The following is a 15448-nucleotide window of genomic DNA, read 5'->3' on the forward strand; positions in this document are numbered from 1 at the left end:
AAAACCCCCACTGATTAAAGTTGCACTTTAATATTCTATAGTTCTATTAAGAAGGAGTATGTGAAAAATATAATGGAGAAAAACATTCAACAAGATAAAGAAAAACCTGTTTTTTATGATCAGAAAGGAAGGAGAAACATAGCCTTTATTTGGTTTCTATGTATCTCAATAGTTAGTGTAAGTGTTGTATTTTATTTTTTCTTTCAAAGTATTTTTTCAACACCAGAAATTCCAAATATGAATACCGCTGTACAACAAGATACTAAACTTGTACCAATTAATCAAAAACTTAGTGATCAGCAGTTAAAGAAGGAAGAATTTAACCCAAATACCGAAACGAAGGATAATAAAAATTTGGTGAATCCGCTGAAGGATAGTAAACATCCTAAAGAAGTGTATGGTTTTTATGTAAACTGGGATGAAAATAGTACCGCTTCTTTAAAAGAAAATATCGATTCATTAACTACGTTAGTACCAGAGTGGTATCATTTAAAAGCAGATTTAACGATTAGAAGTGAGATAAAACCTGAGATTGTAAAACTAGCAAAAAAAAATCATGTGAAGATTATGCCGTTACTTACTAACTATACAGAAAAAGCTTCTGGCCCTGATAGTGAGCTTATCCATAAGTTACTGAATTCGCCGAATGATGTGAAGACGAAATTTATTAATAATTTAGTAAGCGAAGTTAAAAAGAGTCAGTTTTCAGGTATTAATATTGACTTTGAGTCCGTACCTGAAAGTGATAAAGAAAACTTAACAAATTTTATGAAAGAACTTACTAAGGAATTTCATGAACATGATTTGCTCGTTACACAAGATGTTCCAGCTAATGATAAGGCTTTTGATTATAGTGCGTTAGCAAAAATAATAGATCGAATGATTGTAATGATGTACGATGAGCACTATGGAGCCGGGGAACCAGGACCAATTGCTTCAAATAAATGGTTCCAACATACATTGAAAGAACTGAATATTCCGTCTAATAAACTTATAGTTGCTTTCGGTAACTATGGATATGATTGGGAAGTAAATAGTAAAGAAGCTGCAAAGTCTATGACTTTCTCAGAAGTTATGGCAATGGCTCATGATTCAAATATAAAAATTCAATGGGATAAGATGAGTGGAAATCCGTATTTTAGATATAAAACAGGAGAGAAAGAACATACTGCTTGGTTCTTAGACGGTGTTACTCTTTATAATCAAGTGAAAATCGCAATGGACAATCATGCAAAGGGGTTTGCGCTATGGAGATTAGGAGCAGAAGATCCTACAATATGGAAAGTTTTAAAAAATCCTATTGAGGTACAAAAAAATCCTAATGTATTACATAAAATCAGTAGTTTAGATGAAGTGAATTATTCTGGACAAGGTGAAATTTTACAGATTGAGAATGAAAGAAAAAATGGATTGAGAGATTTTAAAGTAGGCAAAGATGAGTATATTACAGATGAAGTATATAGATCCTTACCATCTGCATATGAAGTGCAACGATATGGAAAACCAAATGGGAAACAAGTAGTATTAACATTTGATGATGGACCAGACCCGAAATATACGCCAGAAATATTAGATATATTAAAAGAGAATCAAATAAAAGCTGCTTTTTTTGTACTTGGTGAAAACGCGCAACTAAATACTAGTATTGTAAAAAGAATATACGATGAAGGGCATGAAATTGGCAATCATACTTTCAAGCATCCTAACATAGCAGATACGTCTTTACTACGAACGAAAGTAGAACTTAATACGACGCAACGTTTAATTCAGGAAGTAACTGGACATTCTACGGTTTTATTTAGACCACCATATGAAGCGGATGCTAACCCAGATTCATCAAATGAAATATTGCCTATTTTACGTGCACAAAATATGAACTATACAATGGTAGCGGAAAAAGTTGATCCCGAAGACTGGGCAACACCATCAACAAATGAATTAGTAAAGCGTGCTCTTAATCCCATTTATAAGGGAGAGGGAAATATTATTCTTCTCCATGATGCGGGAGGGAACCGTACACATACAGTAGAGGCGCTCCCAATCATTATTAAAGACCTAAAAAAGCATGGATATAGTTTTGTAACAATTTCAGATTTAATGAATAAAGAACGAGATGAAATTATGCCTCCTGTTTCTTCTGAGGGGAAGCAATATTTACTTTACAATAAAGCTGTCTTTTCAGGGGCAGGATACTTTAAGCATATATTAACAACTATTTTTTATATTGCTATTGGATTAGGGATTTTTCGATTTTTATTCTTAATTTATTTTGCATGGAAGCAGAAAAGAAAAACGTTATCTCGCTATATTAATTCGTCCTATCAACCTTTTGTTAGTGTTGTCATAGCAGCATATAATGAAGAAAAGGTGATAGCCAAGACAATTCACTCAATTTTGGATAGTAATTATAGAGAATTTGAAGTTATTGTTGTGGATGACGGATCGACAGATGGTACGTCAAAAGTAATGAAAGAAACATTTTATAAACACCCTAAAGTTCGTCTCATTCAGAAAGAAAACGGCGGGAAATCATCGGCAATGAACCTAGGGTTTCAACAATCGCGAGGAGAAATCATTGTCACTTTAGATGCGGATACTATTATTGCGCAAGACGCCATTTCTCTAATGGTTAGACACTTTGAAGATCAGAATGTAGCTGCAGTTTCAGGTAATGTCAAAGTGGGGAATAGACGGAATTTGTTAACTACTTGGCAACATGTTGAGTACATTACAGGGTTTAATTTAGAACGTAGAGCTTTTGATGAGTTAAATTGTATTACAGTAGTTCCAGGAGCTATTGGGGCGTGGCGCAAAAAGAATGTAGTTGAATCTGGATATTTAAGCGAAGATACGTTAGCAGAAGATACGGATCTTACTATTACATTTTTACGTCAAGGGCATAGAATTGTATATGAAGAAAAAGCGCATGCTTTTACGGAATCACCTGAAGATGTGAAAAGTCTCATTAAACAGCGGTATCGTTGGTCATATGGTACACTTCAATGTCTTTGGAAACATCGAAAAGCGTTATGTAATCCAAAGCATAAAACATTAGGATTTATTGCACTGCCTAATATGTGGTTATTCCAATATGTGCTGCAATTCATTGCTCCTTTTGCAGATATATTAATGATTATAGGACTATTTAGTAGTAATCCGCTAAAAGTTTTAGGATTTTATCTTGTTTTCTTTTTAATGGATCTTCTCGCTTCTCTATTCGCATTTAAATTAGAGGAAGAGAACCCAAAACCACTAGCATGGTTAATTTTACAACGCTTTATTTATCGTCAATTTATGACTTATGTTGTCATTAAATCTATATTCTCATCAATTCGAGGAGTAGCGGTAGGGTGGAATAAATTAAAGAGACTGGGGAGTGTTAAACATTCCACGGAACATAAGGAGGCATCATAAAAGGGCAGACTATCTGCTCTTTTTTTCATTGGTTTTAGTTAGTTGAATGTAGAGGTGTAGTATAAAAACTGCTGCTTCTATAATGAGATTCCTATTCATCATTAATGGTGAGACATTATGTTAAGCTAATCCTTTAGTTTCGGATTAAAGTTTTTTTATATTTTTTTAAAATGACGGACACAAAAACGCATATACCTTCGAATTATATATATGGATAACATAAATATGTATATAAAAGGGGAGAAATAAGATGAAAGAAAAAAAAGAAATGTTTCAAGAAATCGCTGAGGTGTTAAAGGTATTGGCGCATCCAGTTCGTCTATCTTTAGTAAAAATAATGCTTGCAAAAGGTCCTACTAATGTAACAACAATGTATGGGGATTTACAAATGCCTCAAAGTACAATTAGTCAACATTTATCTAAACTAAAAGCTGCTAAAATGGTTACAGGTACTCGGAAAGGATTAGAAATTTATTATGAGGTAACTGACAATCGCACAAAATCAATATTAGCATGTTTAGTTTAAATGATGATTTCTATTTCAAAATAAAAAGCGCTATTCTTTTCTATGATTTTACAGAGAGAATAGCGTTTTTTATTTTTAAGGAGTATCTTTTTATATGCCTATAGAATGGAGTGAAAGGTTCATGGGTTTAAATGTACCTACTATTACCTTAGGTTCTAATGCGTCTAATAATGAAAAAATTCTCGGTTTAGGGGTGCTTCTTTATAGCTTACGTACAATTGAGATTAGAAAAAGTAGAGCGAGCGTTTAATGAGGCGGAAGTAGTGTTTATATGCGAAACTTTATAGAAATCTCATTTTTCTAATTGTATCTTTTTAGATTGATGGATGTGGGGTCACGTCCATCAATCTAAGAAAACAAGTTAGCTAAAAAATGATGAAAATAAACTTTATAGAAATAAAAAATATGAACGTAGAGGATGAAACAAAGTATATAGTGCTTTTTTAGTCATGTAATCTTTTAATCTGATGATCTTTTCCCCATTCAAACAGATTATCCATTATTTGCATTAAAGATTTTCCGTATTCACTTAGTGTGTACTCAACCTTTGGTGGAACTTCTTGATATACGGTACGATAGATAATCCCATCAGCTTCAAGTTGCCGAAGTTGTTGTGTAAGAACCTTTTGTGTAATGTTTGGGATTTCTCGTTTAATTTCATTTGTTCGCATTTTTCCATCTGACAAAATACATAAAATATGAACTTTCCATTTTCCACCGATTACATCGAGTGTTGTTGCAATTGGGCAATTATCATTTTGATTCATATAACACCTCCACAGGTACTTTAAGGTTCCTATAGCACTTTAAAGTACGTACTTTTCAATTATATGTGACTCATTCATACTAATACGTAAAGGGTTGAATAATTTATAAAGGGGATGAAAAAAGATGAAAACACTTGTAATTGTAGCACATCCTGATATTGAAAAATCAAAAATTAATAAAAGATGGATTGAAGAACTTGAGAAATATTCGGATGAAATTAAGGTGCATGAATTGTATAAAGTGGCACCGAATTGGGAGTTTAATATTGAAGAAGAGCAAAAGTTATTAGTAGAACATGACAGATATATATTTCAATTTCCGCTTTACTGGTACAGCTCACCACCATTATTAAAAAAATGGTTCGATGATGTATTAACATATGGATTTGCGTACGGATCTAAAGGAGATAAAGTGAAGGGGAAAGAATTTGGTGTAGCTATTTCTATAGGTGGATTAGAAAAAGACTATGAAAATAGTGGAATTACAATGGATGAGTTGACGAAACCATTCCAAGCTACATGCTTATACACAGGTATGGAATTTATACCTTCCTTTTATTTATATGGTGCAGAATATAAACTAAGCGATGAAGAGATTGATAAAAGTGCACCTGAGTATGTGCAATATGTGATGAACAAGAAGTATTCTAATATATAATGGGAAATATCCATTTACTTGTAAAGTAAATGGATATTTTATATTCTTCTTATATTCACTAAGTGTAATCTTTAGTAAATTAATAGTTAATCTGGTAAAATAAAAAACCTAACATATATAAAGGGGAGTTTTACTTGAGAACGATGCGACAATTATTACAAAAGAGAGCAATGCAATCACCAAATTTGGAAGCGCTTGTAGGGGGGAAGAAAAGATATTCGTTTCAGCAATATAATGAACGAGTAAATCAGTTTGCACATTATTTGTTACATAATGGTGTGCAAAGAGGAGATCGTATAGGAATACTATGCAAAAATAATCACCCATTTCCAAGCGTTATGATGGCAAGTTTAAAAATTGGAGCGGTATTTATTCCGCTAAATCATCAGCTGACTGTTTATGAATTAGAAACGATTGTAAAAGAAGCGAAATTAAAAGTGTTAGTTATTGATGAAGAATTTAATGAAGTGTTATTAAAGGTTGATGCTGTTAAAGAAATTCCTTATGTAATTCAAACAACAAAAGAAGACTTTGGTTCATTTGAATTAGAGTTGCAAAAACAGCCAACGACAGAACCGAACGTAGAAGTTCATGAAGAAGACGATGCCATTTACTTGTTTACATCAGGAACGACTGGACAGGCAAAAGCATGTGTAATTGGACATAAAAACTTACATCATTATTTTGCTGAAATTGCGGGACAAAGAGAAATCCCAGCAGGTGAACGCTTTTTATCTGTGCATCCATTGTTTCATATGAGTGGCGTGCTTTCTATTTTAAATTGTATTTATCATGGCGTTACGATGATCTTCTTAGCTGATTCGAATCCTGCTCTTATTTGGGATAAGATTGAAGAAGAGAAAATTACTACGATGCTTGCTTTCCCAGCCGTTTATAGTTACATGCTTGATGAACTAAATAAAAAAGAACGTAACATTTCAACCTTTAAAGTAGCACAAAGCGGTGGTACAAAAGTGCCAGAAACACTCATTCAAAAATATATGGAAAAAGGCATATATATGGTGCAAGGCTATGGTAGTACAGAAGGTTGGGTTGTAACCTCATGGCATCCAATGATGGGAAAAGAAAAGATGTCTTCTGTAGGAAAGACCTTGAAAAATGTAGAGGTGAAAATTGTTCACCCAGAAACAGGACATGAACTAACAACAAATGAAGTTGGAGAGATTCATGTGAAAAGTCCATACATGTTTAAAGGATATTGGAATAATGAAAAGGCGACAAAGAAGGTAGTAAAAGATAGCTGGTTTAACATGGGCGATGCTGGCATGATAGATGATGATGGATTCCTGCATATTATGGGAAGATATAAAGACGTTATTATACGCGGTGGTGACAACGTATATCCAGATCAGGTAGAAGATGTTATTCATGAAATACATGGTGTTTTAGAAGTTGCAGTAGTTGGAGTTCCAGATGACTTTTGGGGAGAGGTTCCAAGAGCTTACATTGTGAAGGATGGCGAAACAACATTAACAGAAGAAAGTATTATTCAGTATTGTAAGGAGAAGTTAGCAAGTTATAAAATACCAGAAGTAGTATTCATAGATGAGTTACCGAAAAACGCTTTAGGAAAAGTGTTGAAGAGGGAATTACGAGATGCAGTTCTTGTGAAATAGAAAATTATGAAACGATGGAGAACCCAGTTATGTATAAAGCATGACTGGGTTTTTATGTATCAAAAACATAATGATTTACTAGATTTTGTATTTTGTGTAAGATAATAAAGAATATTCAATTAATATTTCGAGGGATGAAATTAAATGAAGCTATCGTTATTAGAAGTAGAGACGGATAGACTTATTATCCGTCCATTTCAAAAAGCTGATTATGAAAGTTGGTTAGATCGATTTTCTTATTGATTATAAAAATAAAGAAATGGACAAATAAGGGGAAAAGAAAATGAAGACTATAAACGTATTTCATTACGACGCATTTACGAATAAACCAAATAAGGGAAATCCAGCAGGTATTGTATTAGAAGCAGATGGATTAACGGAAGAGGAAATGCAAATTATTGCTGAAAAAGTTGGATATAACGAAACAACTTTTGTTCTTTCCTCAGAAGTAGGAGATATAAGAATGCGCTATTTTACACCTGGTTTTGAAATGGAGTTATGTGGTCATGGGACAGTAGGGACGATATATGCCTTGCGCGAAAAAGGTTTATTAGAAGAGAAAAGTAACCTTATGATTGAAACGAAGGCTGGGATTTTACCGATACAAATAGGTGTAAATGAAAATGGAGAAACCTTTATTAAAATGAGACAGGCAGCACCTCAGTTTAAAGAATTTACAGGTTCAGCAGAAGAATTAGCTCATAGTATCGGTTTAGAAATAAATGATTTAGATGTAAGTTTACCGATTGTATATGGAAGTACTGGTAATTGGACTGTAATTGTACCGATTAAAAATCTTAATGCATGTGAGAGAATGAAACCTAATAATGCTGCATTTCCATCAGTATTAAAAGAAATACCTAATGCTTCTATTCACCCAATTTGTCTAGAAACTTATGATGAAATAGCACAAATGCACGGCCGTCATTTTTCATCAGCTTACGCTGGGACGATTGAAGATCCAGTGACAGGAACAGCTTCAGGTGTAATGGGAGCGTATTATGCGGAGTATTTAGAGAAAGGTTTTGAACATGAATTGAGTTTAATCGTTGAGCAAGGACAGGAAATAAATAAAGATGGTCGTGTAACTGTTTATGTAACGAAAGGGATAGAAAACGAAAAGTTACAAATAGATATTGCTGGAACAGCGGTGTATGTGAAAGAGTTTGAAGTTTCAATATAAAGTGAAACTTTAATCAGTGGGGGTCTTACTGCCCGGTGAATAGCGGGATAAAAAGAAAGCCCGGAATACATCCGGACTTTCATTATCTGTTCAATACTTCAATGTACGAAGCATTTCCAGTTGTTCTTAAAGCGGAGCGGAAATTATTATTTTCTAACGCCTTAGCAACTTGTTGTAACTGCTGTGCATCATCATGATGAATAAGTAAGCTGTCAGCACCGCTTTCCTCTATATGAATGTGTTCGACATTTCCGATTGCATCATGTACAGCTTTTAAAAATTCAGGTTTCATATTGTCCTCCTATATGTATGTAACGTTGTAATTTAGTATTTCCTTATTTATGAAATATAAAAGTAAATGAAAGGAGAAATAAAAATGAATATAAAGCAATTTAATGAACATATAACATCACTATTTGGAGAGCATCTTCATAAATATGGCGATGATGAATATGGTTTTACTTATATAAGTAAAGATGAATTTCACAAAATCGGTTACACAACAAATTTAACGTTAGAAACTATTGAAGAAGCGTATCGAAATGGAGTCGATATGATAGTTACACATCATGCGCCGTGGAGTTTTTTATTTGGTATGGAAGAGGCTTGTATTGAGAAATTGAAGCAATATGAAATGAATCATTTTTGGATTCATTTGCCGTTAGATTTTGTAAAGTTTGGCACGTGTACATCGTTATTTAACGAAATTAGGATAGATACAATACTGGAATATTCAACCTATGAGGAAGAAGAACTACCAGGAATAGGAGAATATAAAGAAGCCATTCCTTTTTCAAACTTAGTTGGAAAACTTGAAGAAAAAATGGAAGAGAAAGTGAAGAGCTGGAGAAATCACGATAAACCAGTAAAACGGATTGCAATCTTAACCGGTGCAGGAAATAATACAAATTTGATTGAACGTGCATTAGAAAAAGGATGTGACACGTACATAACAGGTGAAAAAACATTATATACAGTGCAACATGCGAAATTTAAAGGAATTAATTTAATTGTAGGTAGTCATACGTTTACAGAAGTGTTTGGTGTAGAAAGTTTGGCTCATAAATTACAAGACAGAGACCCTGCAATAGAAATTATTAGAGTATATGAAGAGCATTTAGAGTGATAAAATCACGTTATCATAAATGGAATATTGAAGAAAGTCATTGTAATAAAATAAAATTGTTGTTTGTTATATCAGGGCGATTGAAAGGATTTTACTTTTGTTTGTCAAATGATAGTAAAGTTGTCTTTTGAATTAAGGAAATATTCGGAGTTGAAGGGTGAGAGAATGGACATTTCAATAATCACTGCACAACTAGTTAAGGAAAAAGTTATTTCACATTATCCAAATAGCGTAAAAGCATTAAACGGGGGAACGACAAGTACTATATATTTGTTAGATGAACAATACGTTATAAAGTTGAATGAATCGGATGTCATACGTGAAGAAGCTTATTTTCTTCAGTTTTATAAAAAGGACGAATTATTTCCAAAGCTTTTATATAAGGAACCTTTAAATCGCTATATTGTTTACTCATTCCTTGAGGGCACAACTTCTTGCAAACTAGGCCATAAACGGAGTGTTCTTAGTAAACTTGTAAAGGAAGTTATCAATAAGTATGAAGTAGCTACAGAGGTTGATGGCTGGGGATGGAAAGAAAGCCCAGTTCAATCTTGGAATGAATTTTTAACGACAAATGTGATGGAAGCTCATGAAAATGTAAGACGTTACATAAGTGAGGAAGAGTATAGAACGGTTTTTAAGTTAGCAAATAGTCCAAGTAGGGGGACTGGAATAAATCAGCCATTTTTATTGCATGGTGATCTTGGATTTCATAATTTTATATTTCAAGAGAATAAACTGCACGGTGTAATTGATCCTTTACCAGTGTTAGGAGATCCTATATATGATTTAATTTATGCGTTCTGTTCAACTCCGGAAGATTTAACAAAAGAAACGATTGGTTATGCGATGAAACAATGTGTATTTTATAAAAAAGACCGTGATTTATATGAAGAAATAGTCATAGGATTATATTTGCGTATAGATACATGTTTACGGCACCACCCGAAAGATTTAGAAGATTATTTAGCAGCTTGGCGTTATTGGATGGACGAGGTTGAGGTGACTTTATAGTACAAATATTTTGGGGGAGATAGTGAGATGAATGTTGCAGAAGCCAAAAAGGATTTACTGTAATTCCATTGTCAGTTACAGTTGTTTATTTACTTACTTTTATAAGTTTATTAATTGAAAATAAAAAAGTAGATTATTATCAACAAAAATCAGTTTAATAAAAATATAGGGATAGGGGGAATTATGATGAAAAATTACGTTTGTACAACGTGCGGTGTGCAGTATGCAGCGAGTGTAGAGGAACCGGTGAGTTGTCATATTTGTGATGAAGAGAGGCAATATGTGAATCCGAAAGGGCAGTCTTGGACGACTTTAGAAAATTTGCAAACAGATGATACATATAAAAATGTAATAATCGAAGAGGAAAATGGACTTTATAGTATTACGACAAAACCAGGATTTGCGATCGGTCAAACGGCATTTATAGTGAAAACAGAGTTATATCGTTTACTATGGGACTGTATTACGTATTTAGATGAAACGACAATTGCGAAAATAAAAGAGCTTGGTGGATTAGATGCGATTGCATTGTCTCATCCTCATTATTATTCAACGCAAGTAGAATGGGCAGAGACATTTGATGTACCAATTTATATACACGAAGATGATAAAGAATGGGTGATGCGCCCAAGTAGTCGTATTATTTATTGGTCTGGTGAGTCTTTACAATTAGCGGATGGGATTACTGTACATCGTCTTGGAGGACATTTTAGTGGTGGTTCTGTATTGCATTGGGAAGAAGGTAATGATGGAAAAGGGATTTTGTTAACAGGTGATATTATTCAAGTTGTAGCGGATGAGCGGTGGGTAAGTTTTATGTATAGCTATCCAAACTTAATTCCATTACCAGCGAGAAAAGTGGAAGAAATGGTGAACCGAGTGAAGTCGTTACAGTTTAATCGTTTATACAATGCTTTTCATCGAGTAGTAAAAGAAAATGCAGATGAGGCAGTTGAACGTTCTGCTGAAAGATATATAAAAGCAATAGAAGGAAAGTTGTTTCATACGTAAAAGGAGAGTAGCTTAATGAAAACGTTAGTATGCTTTGGAGATAGTATTACAGCTGATGAAACATTTTTTGATGGAATGCCGAGATTAACACCACGTTTGCAAGAGATGTTTCCGAAGTGGAAAGTAGTGAATGCAGGTGTTCCAGGGGATAATACATTCGATGCGTTAAATAGGATTGAAGAAGATGTAATATCATATAAACCAGATTTCGTAACAGTTTTTCTTGGTACGAATGATGCAGTTTCTTTTTCTCAAGTGTCATTACAAGCATATAAAGAAAACTTAGAGAAGATTGTGAACCATATTTCATCAGATAAAGTACTACTGATTAGTCCTGCACCAGTTGATGAAGAAAGACAGCGTAATAGAACAAATAGAGTGCTTGGTCAGTATGCAGACGTGGTGGAGAAAGTGGCGAGGGAAACAGGAAGTTATTTTCTAAACGTATTCGCTGAAATGATTCAAGAACGGGATTATAAAAGATTTGTAGAAAATGGTGAAAAAGATGGATTACACTTTGGACCAGAAGGCTATGAGTATGTAGCGAGGTTAATTGGTGAAAAGTTAAAAGGAATTTTATAAGGAGCAAAGCACTTAGTGTTTTGCTTTTTCTTGTTTTTTTGCAGTCTATAAACTTATTCACCGCTGTAATTTGCACAGATATTTTGTTTTTTTATATGCGTAAAAGGTTAGCTCTGTTTTAAAGTAATATAAATTTATTTTTAAAAATTTATATTTCGTAGTTGAAAATCAATAAAGGTGTAACTATAATAGTTACAGTGAGTTTGTTATTTTGAAATATACACATTGAATTACAAGAATGAAAGGAGTTTTTATGTAAATCAAAAAGTTATAAAAATCTATTAATTTTTATAATAAGATAAAAAGCTTTTCGGTTCATACACATTATTAAATATGTTAATTCTAATAGAAAACTAGAGGTGGAAAGATGAAAAATTTTAAAGGTATGTTGATATCATCACTTGCAATTACAACTTTTGCTGGGGTAGGTACGACATTTGTAACAAATACAGTATATGCTGCTAATGACAATTCTAGTAAAATACTAGTTCGTTCTAATAAGAGTATAAATACAACAACTAGCTCGAGATTGCCTGTATTATCAGTCAATCCTTATGATGAACCTAGATTTTCGAGACAGGGATATCTTGAAGAGGCACCTTTAGGAATTAATGCTCCTTATGCCTGGGGAATTAAAGGAGGAGATGGTCAAGGAGCAACTTTTGTAGATTTGGAAGAAGGCTGGTTATTAAATCATGAAGATTTAGTCGGTCAAAATATTGAATTTATGTCTGGAAAAATGAGTAATGATCTTTCTCATGGTACTTCAGTTCTAGGTGTTGTTTCTGCAGCTGACAATCGGATTGGGAACATTGGGATTGCACCAAAAGCAAAGGCAAAAGTAATTTCAGTGATCCGAGATAATGGAAGAATCGATGTAAGAGATGCTATTTTAAGTGCCGTAGATTCTTTACAGGCTGGAGATGTTTTATTAATAGAAGAATCCTTTAAATATGATGGATATGGAGATGACCCTTTACCAGTAGAAGTATACCCGAGTATATTTAACGCAATTCGCAAAGGTACAGATAAAGGCATTATTATTGTAGAAGCAGCTGGTAATGGTGGGATTGATTTAGATGAATTTAAAGACCGTAATGGTAAACAGATTTTAAATCGAAATAGTCCAGACTTTAAAGATTCAGGAGCTATTATAGTTGGAGCATCTACTGCAAGAGTTCCTCATAAACGTTTAGGTTTCTCTAACTATGGTAGTAGAATTGATGTATATGGTTGGGGAGAGTATGTTGACACATTAGATACATATCAAAATCAAAATAGTAAAGGACAAAAAGTTACAGATCAGAGTATAATGAATCGTTATACTTCTAATTTCCGTGGTACTTCTAGCGCTTCGCCTATAATCGCTGGGGCTGCTGTATCAATTCAAGGGATTGCTAAAGAACATTTAGGTAAGGCATATACACCAAAAGAATTGAGAGCAATTTTAAGTAATCCTAATACAGGCACAAAGTCTAATAATCCATCATCTGATAAAATAGGGGTTTTACCAGATTTAAAAGCGATTTTGTCTAACCTTGGATTTCATAGTGATTTAACTACCAATGATCCTATGGTATTTCCAGATAACGTAGAAAAAAATGAAGGAAAAGAAAATTCAACTTTCGTATTTCCAGGTGAAGAAACAAAAAAAACAGGGGAGAAAAATTCAACTGTAACATTCCCAGAAGAAGATTTAAAACAGGAGGAAAAAGAAGAGGGATTAATTGTTTTTCCTGATTAATAAAAAAATACTACCTTCCATTTGGAGGTAGTATTTTTTATTTCTTGTCATTAACAAGCAGGCATGAAATTTGTATTTGTTTATCTTTCATAATGAACTTAACCACAAAATCGAATATTTGACTGTTAATTAACTTTTTCGTCTCAATCAATTACATGAATCAATCTAGAAATGCTTGCTGCAATGCTTTGAGCCCATCACTGTAGATGCGATGAAACAGATTTATTGCCTCTTCATCACTAACCTCAACAGGAGTGAACGTACAAAACCACTCTACTAATGATGTTTTACTTTCAGCACCTTCTTTAACCCGGATTGTGGACTCATAATTAGTGACTGGGAATGGTGAATTCATGATTGAATACGTGTAGTACCGTTCCTTATCATTGAATACTTCTAAACGTTCTATAATCGTATCACCATCTGGATTAGCTAGGTGACGTACACGACCGCCTTCAGTTAATTTACTGCTAGGTATATAAGGTAACCAGTCTGGAAGGGAGTTGAATCCTCCGATTAATTGCCATACTTGTTCAGGTGAACCGAAAATTTCCATAGATGTAGTAGTATGTGCCATATTTGTTATGCTCCTTTTTAACCTGAATTTTTTTATTTAATATATAATTTATAAATCAAAACTATATACTTTTTATAACTAAACTATATAATAAATATAGAAACGAAAATTTATGAGCAAGGAAGTTGAAAAATATGACATTAACAATGGGCTTTATTGGATTTGGAAAGTCAGCTAACCGCTATCACTTACCTTATGTAAACACGCGTAATAATATAAAAATAAAAACGATTTTTGTACGTCAAATAAATGAAAAATTAGCGGCTCCATATAAGGAAAAAGGTGTTTACTTCACTACTGATTTGGACGAATTGTTGAATGACAAGGAAATTCAAGTGGTGACGGTCTGTACGCCAGCACATACGCATTACGAATTAGCGAAAAAAGTTATACTTGCTGGAAAATCAGTTATCGTTGAAAAACCATTTTGCGATACAGTGGAACATGCGAAAGAATTATTAGCTTTAGGACGAGAAAAAGATGTAGTAGTTATGCCTTATCAAAACCGCCGTTTTGATGGTGATTTTTTAGCTGTGAAGCAAGTAATTGAACAAGGATTCCTTGGTGATATTATTGAGATTGAATCACATATTGATTATTTCCGTCCTGGTTCAATCACTCATGAAGCTCCAAAAGAAGAAGGTTCATTTTACAGTTTAGGTATTCATACGATGGACCGTATGATTTCACTATTCGGCCGTCCAGATACGGTTACATACGATATTCGTAATAATGAAATGGAAGGTGCGGTTGATAACTATTTCGATGTTGGTTTACATTACGGAAATCAGTTGAAGATTAAGCTGAAAACGAACCATGTCGTAGCAAAAGATTATCCACGCTTTATCGTCCATGGAACAAATGGATCATTTATTAAATATGGTGAAGATCAGCAGGAAAATGATTTGAAAGCGGGGATTATGCCCGAGAGTGCAGGGTTTGGTGAAGATTCACCGATGTACTATGGAGTTGCTAAATATCGTAATGCAAATGGTGACTGGATTGAAAAACAAATTAAAACGCCGCTTGGTGATTATGGTCGTTTCTATGATGCTGCGTATGAAACAATTATAAATGGTGCACCAAAACTTGTGAAAGACGAAGAAGCGGTAACGAATATTGAAATCTTAGAAAATGGATTTGCTGCCCCATCACCTTCAGTTTACAAACTTGAGGCTTTACATTTGAATGAATAGAAGAGAGTTTGCA

At 33.6% G+C, this 15448-nt stretch carries 15 protein-coding genes and 2 pseudogenes; 14 read left to right on the top strand and 3 right to left on the bottom strand.

Annotated features, from left to right (window positions below; genetic code table 11):
• The first annotated feature begins 72 nt into the window (after positions 1-72).
• The 3 genes from HMPREF1014_RS07785 to HMPREF1014_RS31505 all read left to right on the top strand — a co-directional run bounded on the left by HMPREF1014_RS07785 (position 73) and on the right by HMPREF1014_RS31505 (position 4190).
• On the top strand, positions 73-3414 hold the full coding sequence (locus HMPREF1014_RS07785; protein WP_000414276.1) for a trifunctional glycoside hydrolase family 18/polysaccharide deacetylase/glycosyltransferase family 2 protein: 3342 nt from the start codon (positions 73-75) through the stop codon (positions 3412-3414).
• 250 nt (positions 3415-3664) lie between these two features.
• Positions 3665-3940 (top strand): ArsR/SmtB family transcription factor, encoded by a 276-nt coding sequence (locus HMPREF1014_RS07790; RefSeq protein ID WP_000660066.1) that lies wholly within the window; start codon positions 3665-3667, stop codon positions 3938-3940.
• Between the two features lie 94 nt (positions 3941-4034).
• The gene (locus HMPREF1014_RS31505; protein ID WP_001121202.1) at positions 4035-4190 is read left to right on the top strand and encodes a hypothetical protein; all 156 of its coding nucleotides are present in this window, start codon (positions 4035-4037) and stop codon (positions 4188-4190) included.
• A 193-nt stretch (positions 4191-4383) separates the two neighbouring features.
• Here HMPREF1014_RS31505 and HMPREF1014_RS07800 read toward each other — a convergent pair whose 3' ends face one another.
• On the bottom strand, positions 4384-4707 hold the full coding sequence (locus tag HMPREF1014_RS07800; RefSeq protein ID WP_001072981.1) for a winged helix-turn-helix transcriptional regulator: 324 nt from the start codon (positions 4705-4707) through the stop codon (positions 4384-4386).
• A gap of 124 nt (positions 4708-4831) precedes the next feature.
• Here HMPREF1014_RS07800 and HMPREF1014_RS07805 point away from each other — a divergent pair, with 124 nt between their 5' ends.
• The 4 genes and pseudogenes from HMPREF1014_RS07805 to HMPREF1014_RS07815 all read left to right on the top strand — a co-directional run bounded on the left by HMPREF1014_RS07805 (position 4832) and on the right by HMPREF1014_RS07815 (position 8185).
• Entirely contained in the window at positions 4832-5365 is a 534-nt protein-coding gene (locus HMPREF1014_RS07805) for an NAD(P)H-dependent oxidoreductase (protein ID WP_000855227.1), read from the top strand.
• Between the two features lie 143 nt (positions 5366-5508).
• Positions 5509-7002: a class I adenylate-forming enzyme family protein gene (locus HMPREF1014_RS07810; protein WP_074626312.1), complete on the top strand. Its 1494-nt coding sequence runs from the start codon at positions 5509-5511 to the stop codon at positions 7000-7002.
• Between the two features lie 144 nt (positions 7003-7146).
• A pseudogene (locus tag HMPREF1014_RS31850) lies at positions 7147-7239 on the top strand (GNAT family N-acetyltransferase); the annotation flags it as partial.
• Between the two features lie 46 nt (positions 7240-7285).
• The gene (locus HMPREF1014_RS07815) at positions 7286-8185 is read left to right on the top strand and encodes a PhzF family phenazine biosynthesis isomerase (protein ID WP_000849328.1); all 900 of its coding nucleotides are present in this window, start codon (positions 7286-7288) and stop codon (positions 8183-8185) included.
• Positions 8186-8267: 82 nt separating this feature from the next.
• Here the strand turns inward: HMPREF1014_RS07815 and HMPREF1014_RS07820 are convergent, their stop codons facing one another.
• A complete protein-coding gene (locus HMPREF1014_RS07820) occupies positions 8268-8477 on the bottom strand; it encodes a hypothetical protein (RefSeq protein WP_000801651.1) in 210 nt (69 codons plus the stop codon).
• An 84-nt stretch (positions 8478-8561) separates the two neighbouring features.
• Between HMPREF1014_RS07820 and HMPREF1014_RS07825 the strand changes: the two genes are divergently transcribed.
• The 6 genes and pseudogenes from HMPREF1014_RS07825 (at position 8562) to HMPREF1014_RS07845 (ending at position 13662) form a co-directional block, all read left to right on the top strand.
• Positions 8562-9311: a Nif3-like dinuclear metal center hexameric protein gene (locus tag HMPREF1014_RS07825; protein ID WP_001022449.1), complete on the top strand. Its 750-nt coding sequence runs from the start codon at positions 8562-8564 to the stop codon at positions 9309-9311.
• Positions 9312-9476: 165 nt separating this feature from the next.
• Complete coding sequence (locus HMPREF1014_RS07830) at positions 9477-10325, top strand: aminoglycoside phosphotransferase family protein (RefSeq protein ID WP_000355252.1); 849 nt, start codon at positions 9477-9479, stop codon at positions 10323-10325.
• A gap of 41 nt (positions 10326-10366) precedes the next feature.
• Positions 10367-10483: pseudogene (locus tag HMPREF1014_RS32560) on the top strand (DUF7010 family protein); the annotation flags it as partial.
• A gap of 25 nt (positions 10484-10508) precedes the next feature.
• Entirely contained in the window at positions 10509-11336 is an 828-nt protein-coding gene (locus HMPREF1014_RS07835) for an MBL fold metallo-hydrolase (RefSeq protein ID WP_084796631.1), read from the top strand.
• A 15-nt stretch (positions 11337-11351) separates the two neighbouring features.
• Positions 11352-11918 carry an SGNH/GDSL hydrolase family protein gene (locus HMPREF1014_RS07840; protein WP_000855202.1) on the top strand — a complete coding sequence of 189 codons (567 nt, stop codon included), beginning with the start codon at positions 11352-11354 and terminating at the stop codon, positions 11916-11918.
• Positions 11919-12285: 367 nt separating this feature from the next.
• A complete protein-coding gene (locus tag HMPREF1014_RS07845) occupies positions 12286-13662 on the top strand; it encodes a S8 family peptidase (RefSeq protein WP_009326666.1) in 1377 nt (458 codons plus the stop codon).
• A 160-nt stretch (positions 13663-13822) separates the two neighbouring features.
• Here HMPREF1014_RS07845 and HMPREF1014_RS07850 read toward each other — a convergent pair whose 3' ends face one another.
• Positions 13823-14239, bottom strand: a complete 417-nt coding sequence (locus HMPREF1014_RS07850; RefSeq protein ID WP_000951524.1) for an SRPBCC family protein — start codon at positions 14237-14239, stop codon at positions 13823-13825.
• 134 nt (positions 14240-14373) lie between these two features.
• Here HMPREF1014_RS07850 and HMPREF1014_RS07855 point away from each other — a divergent pair, with 134 nt between their 5' ends.
• Positions 14374-15435: an oxidoreductase gene (locus tag HMPREF1014_RS07855; RefSeq protein WP_000176640.1), complete on the top strand. Its 1062-nt coding sequence runs from the start codon at positions 14374-14376 to the stop codon at positions 15433-15435.
• Positions 15436-15448: the final 13 nt, after the last annotated feature.

The sequence above is a fragment of the Bacillus sp. 7_6_55CFAA_CT2 genome, assembly GCF_000238655.1.
Classification (GTDB): domain Bacteria; phylum Bacillota; class Bacilli; order Bacillales; family Bacillaceae_G; genus Bacillus_A; species Bacillus_A cereus.

What these genes read in the sequence shown, in the direction of transcription:
- HMPREF1014_RS07785 (WP_000414276.1), top strand. Translation starts at nt 73, where the DNA reads ATGGAGAAAAACATTCAACAAGATAAAGAAAAACCTGTTTTTTATGAT.
- HMPREF1014_RS07790 (WP_000660066.1), top strand. Translation starts at nt 3,665, where the DNA reads ATGAAAGAAAAAAAAGAAATGTTTCAAGAAATCGCTGAGGTGTTAAAG.
- HMPREF1014_RS31505 (WP_001121202.1), top strand. Translation starts at nt 4,035, where the DNA reads ATGCCTATAGAATGGAGTGAAAGGTTCATGGGTTTAAATGTACCTACT.
- HMPREF1014_RS07800 (WP_001072981.1), bottom strand. Translation starts at nt 4,707, where the DNA reads ATGAATCAAAATGATAATTGCCCAATTGCAACAACACTCGATGTAATC.
- HMPREF1014_RS07805 (WP_000855227.1), top strand. Translation starts at nt 4,832, where the DNA reads ATGAAAACACTTGTAATTGTAGCACATCCTGATATTGAAAAATCAAAA.
- HMPREF1014_RS07810 (WP_074626312.1), top strand. Translation starts at nt 5,509, where the DNA reads ATGCGACAATTATTACAAAAGAGAGCAATGCAATCACCAAATTTGGAA.
- HMPREF1014_RS07815 (WP_000849328.1), top strand. Translation starts at nt 7,286, where the DNA reads ATGAAGACTATAAACGTATTTCATTACGACGCATTTACGAATAAACCA.
- HMPREF1014_RS07820 (WP_000801651.1), bottom strand. Translation starts at nt 8,477, where the DNA reads ATGAAACCTGAATTTTTAAAAGCTGTACATGATGCAATCGGAAATGTC.
- HMPREF1014_RS07825 (WP_001022449.1), top strand. Translation starts at nt 8,562, where the DNA reads ATGAATATAAAGCAATTTAATGAACATATAACATCACTATTTGGAGAG.
- HMPREF1014_RS07830 (WP_000355252.1), top strand. Translation starts at nt 9,477, where the DNA reads ATGGACATTTCAATAATCACTGCACAACTAGTTAAGGAAAAAGTTATT.
- HMPREF1014_RS07835 (WP_084796631.1), top strand. Translation starts at nt 10,509, where the DNA reads ATGATGAAAAATTACGTTTGTACAACGTGCGGTGTGCAGTATGCAGCG.
- HMPREF1014_RS07840 (WP_000855202.1), top strand. Translation starts at nt 11,352, where the DNA reads ATGAAAACGTTAGTATGCTTTGGAGATAGTATTACAGCTGATGAAACA.
- HMPREF1014_RS07845 (WP_009326666.1), top strand. Translation starts at nt 12,286, where the DNA reads ATGAAAAATTTTAAAGGTATGTTGATATCATCACTTGCAATTACAACT.
- HMPREF1014_RS07850 (WP_000951524.1), bottom strand. Translation starts at nt 14,239, where the DNA reads ATGGCACATACTACTACATCTATGGAAATTTTCGGTTCACCTGAACAA.
- HMPREF1014_RS07855 (WP_000176640.1), top strand. Translation starts at nt 14,374, where the DNA reads ATGACATTAACAATGGGCTTTATTGGATTTGGAAAGTCAGCTAACCGC.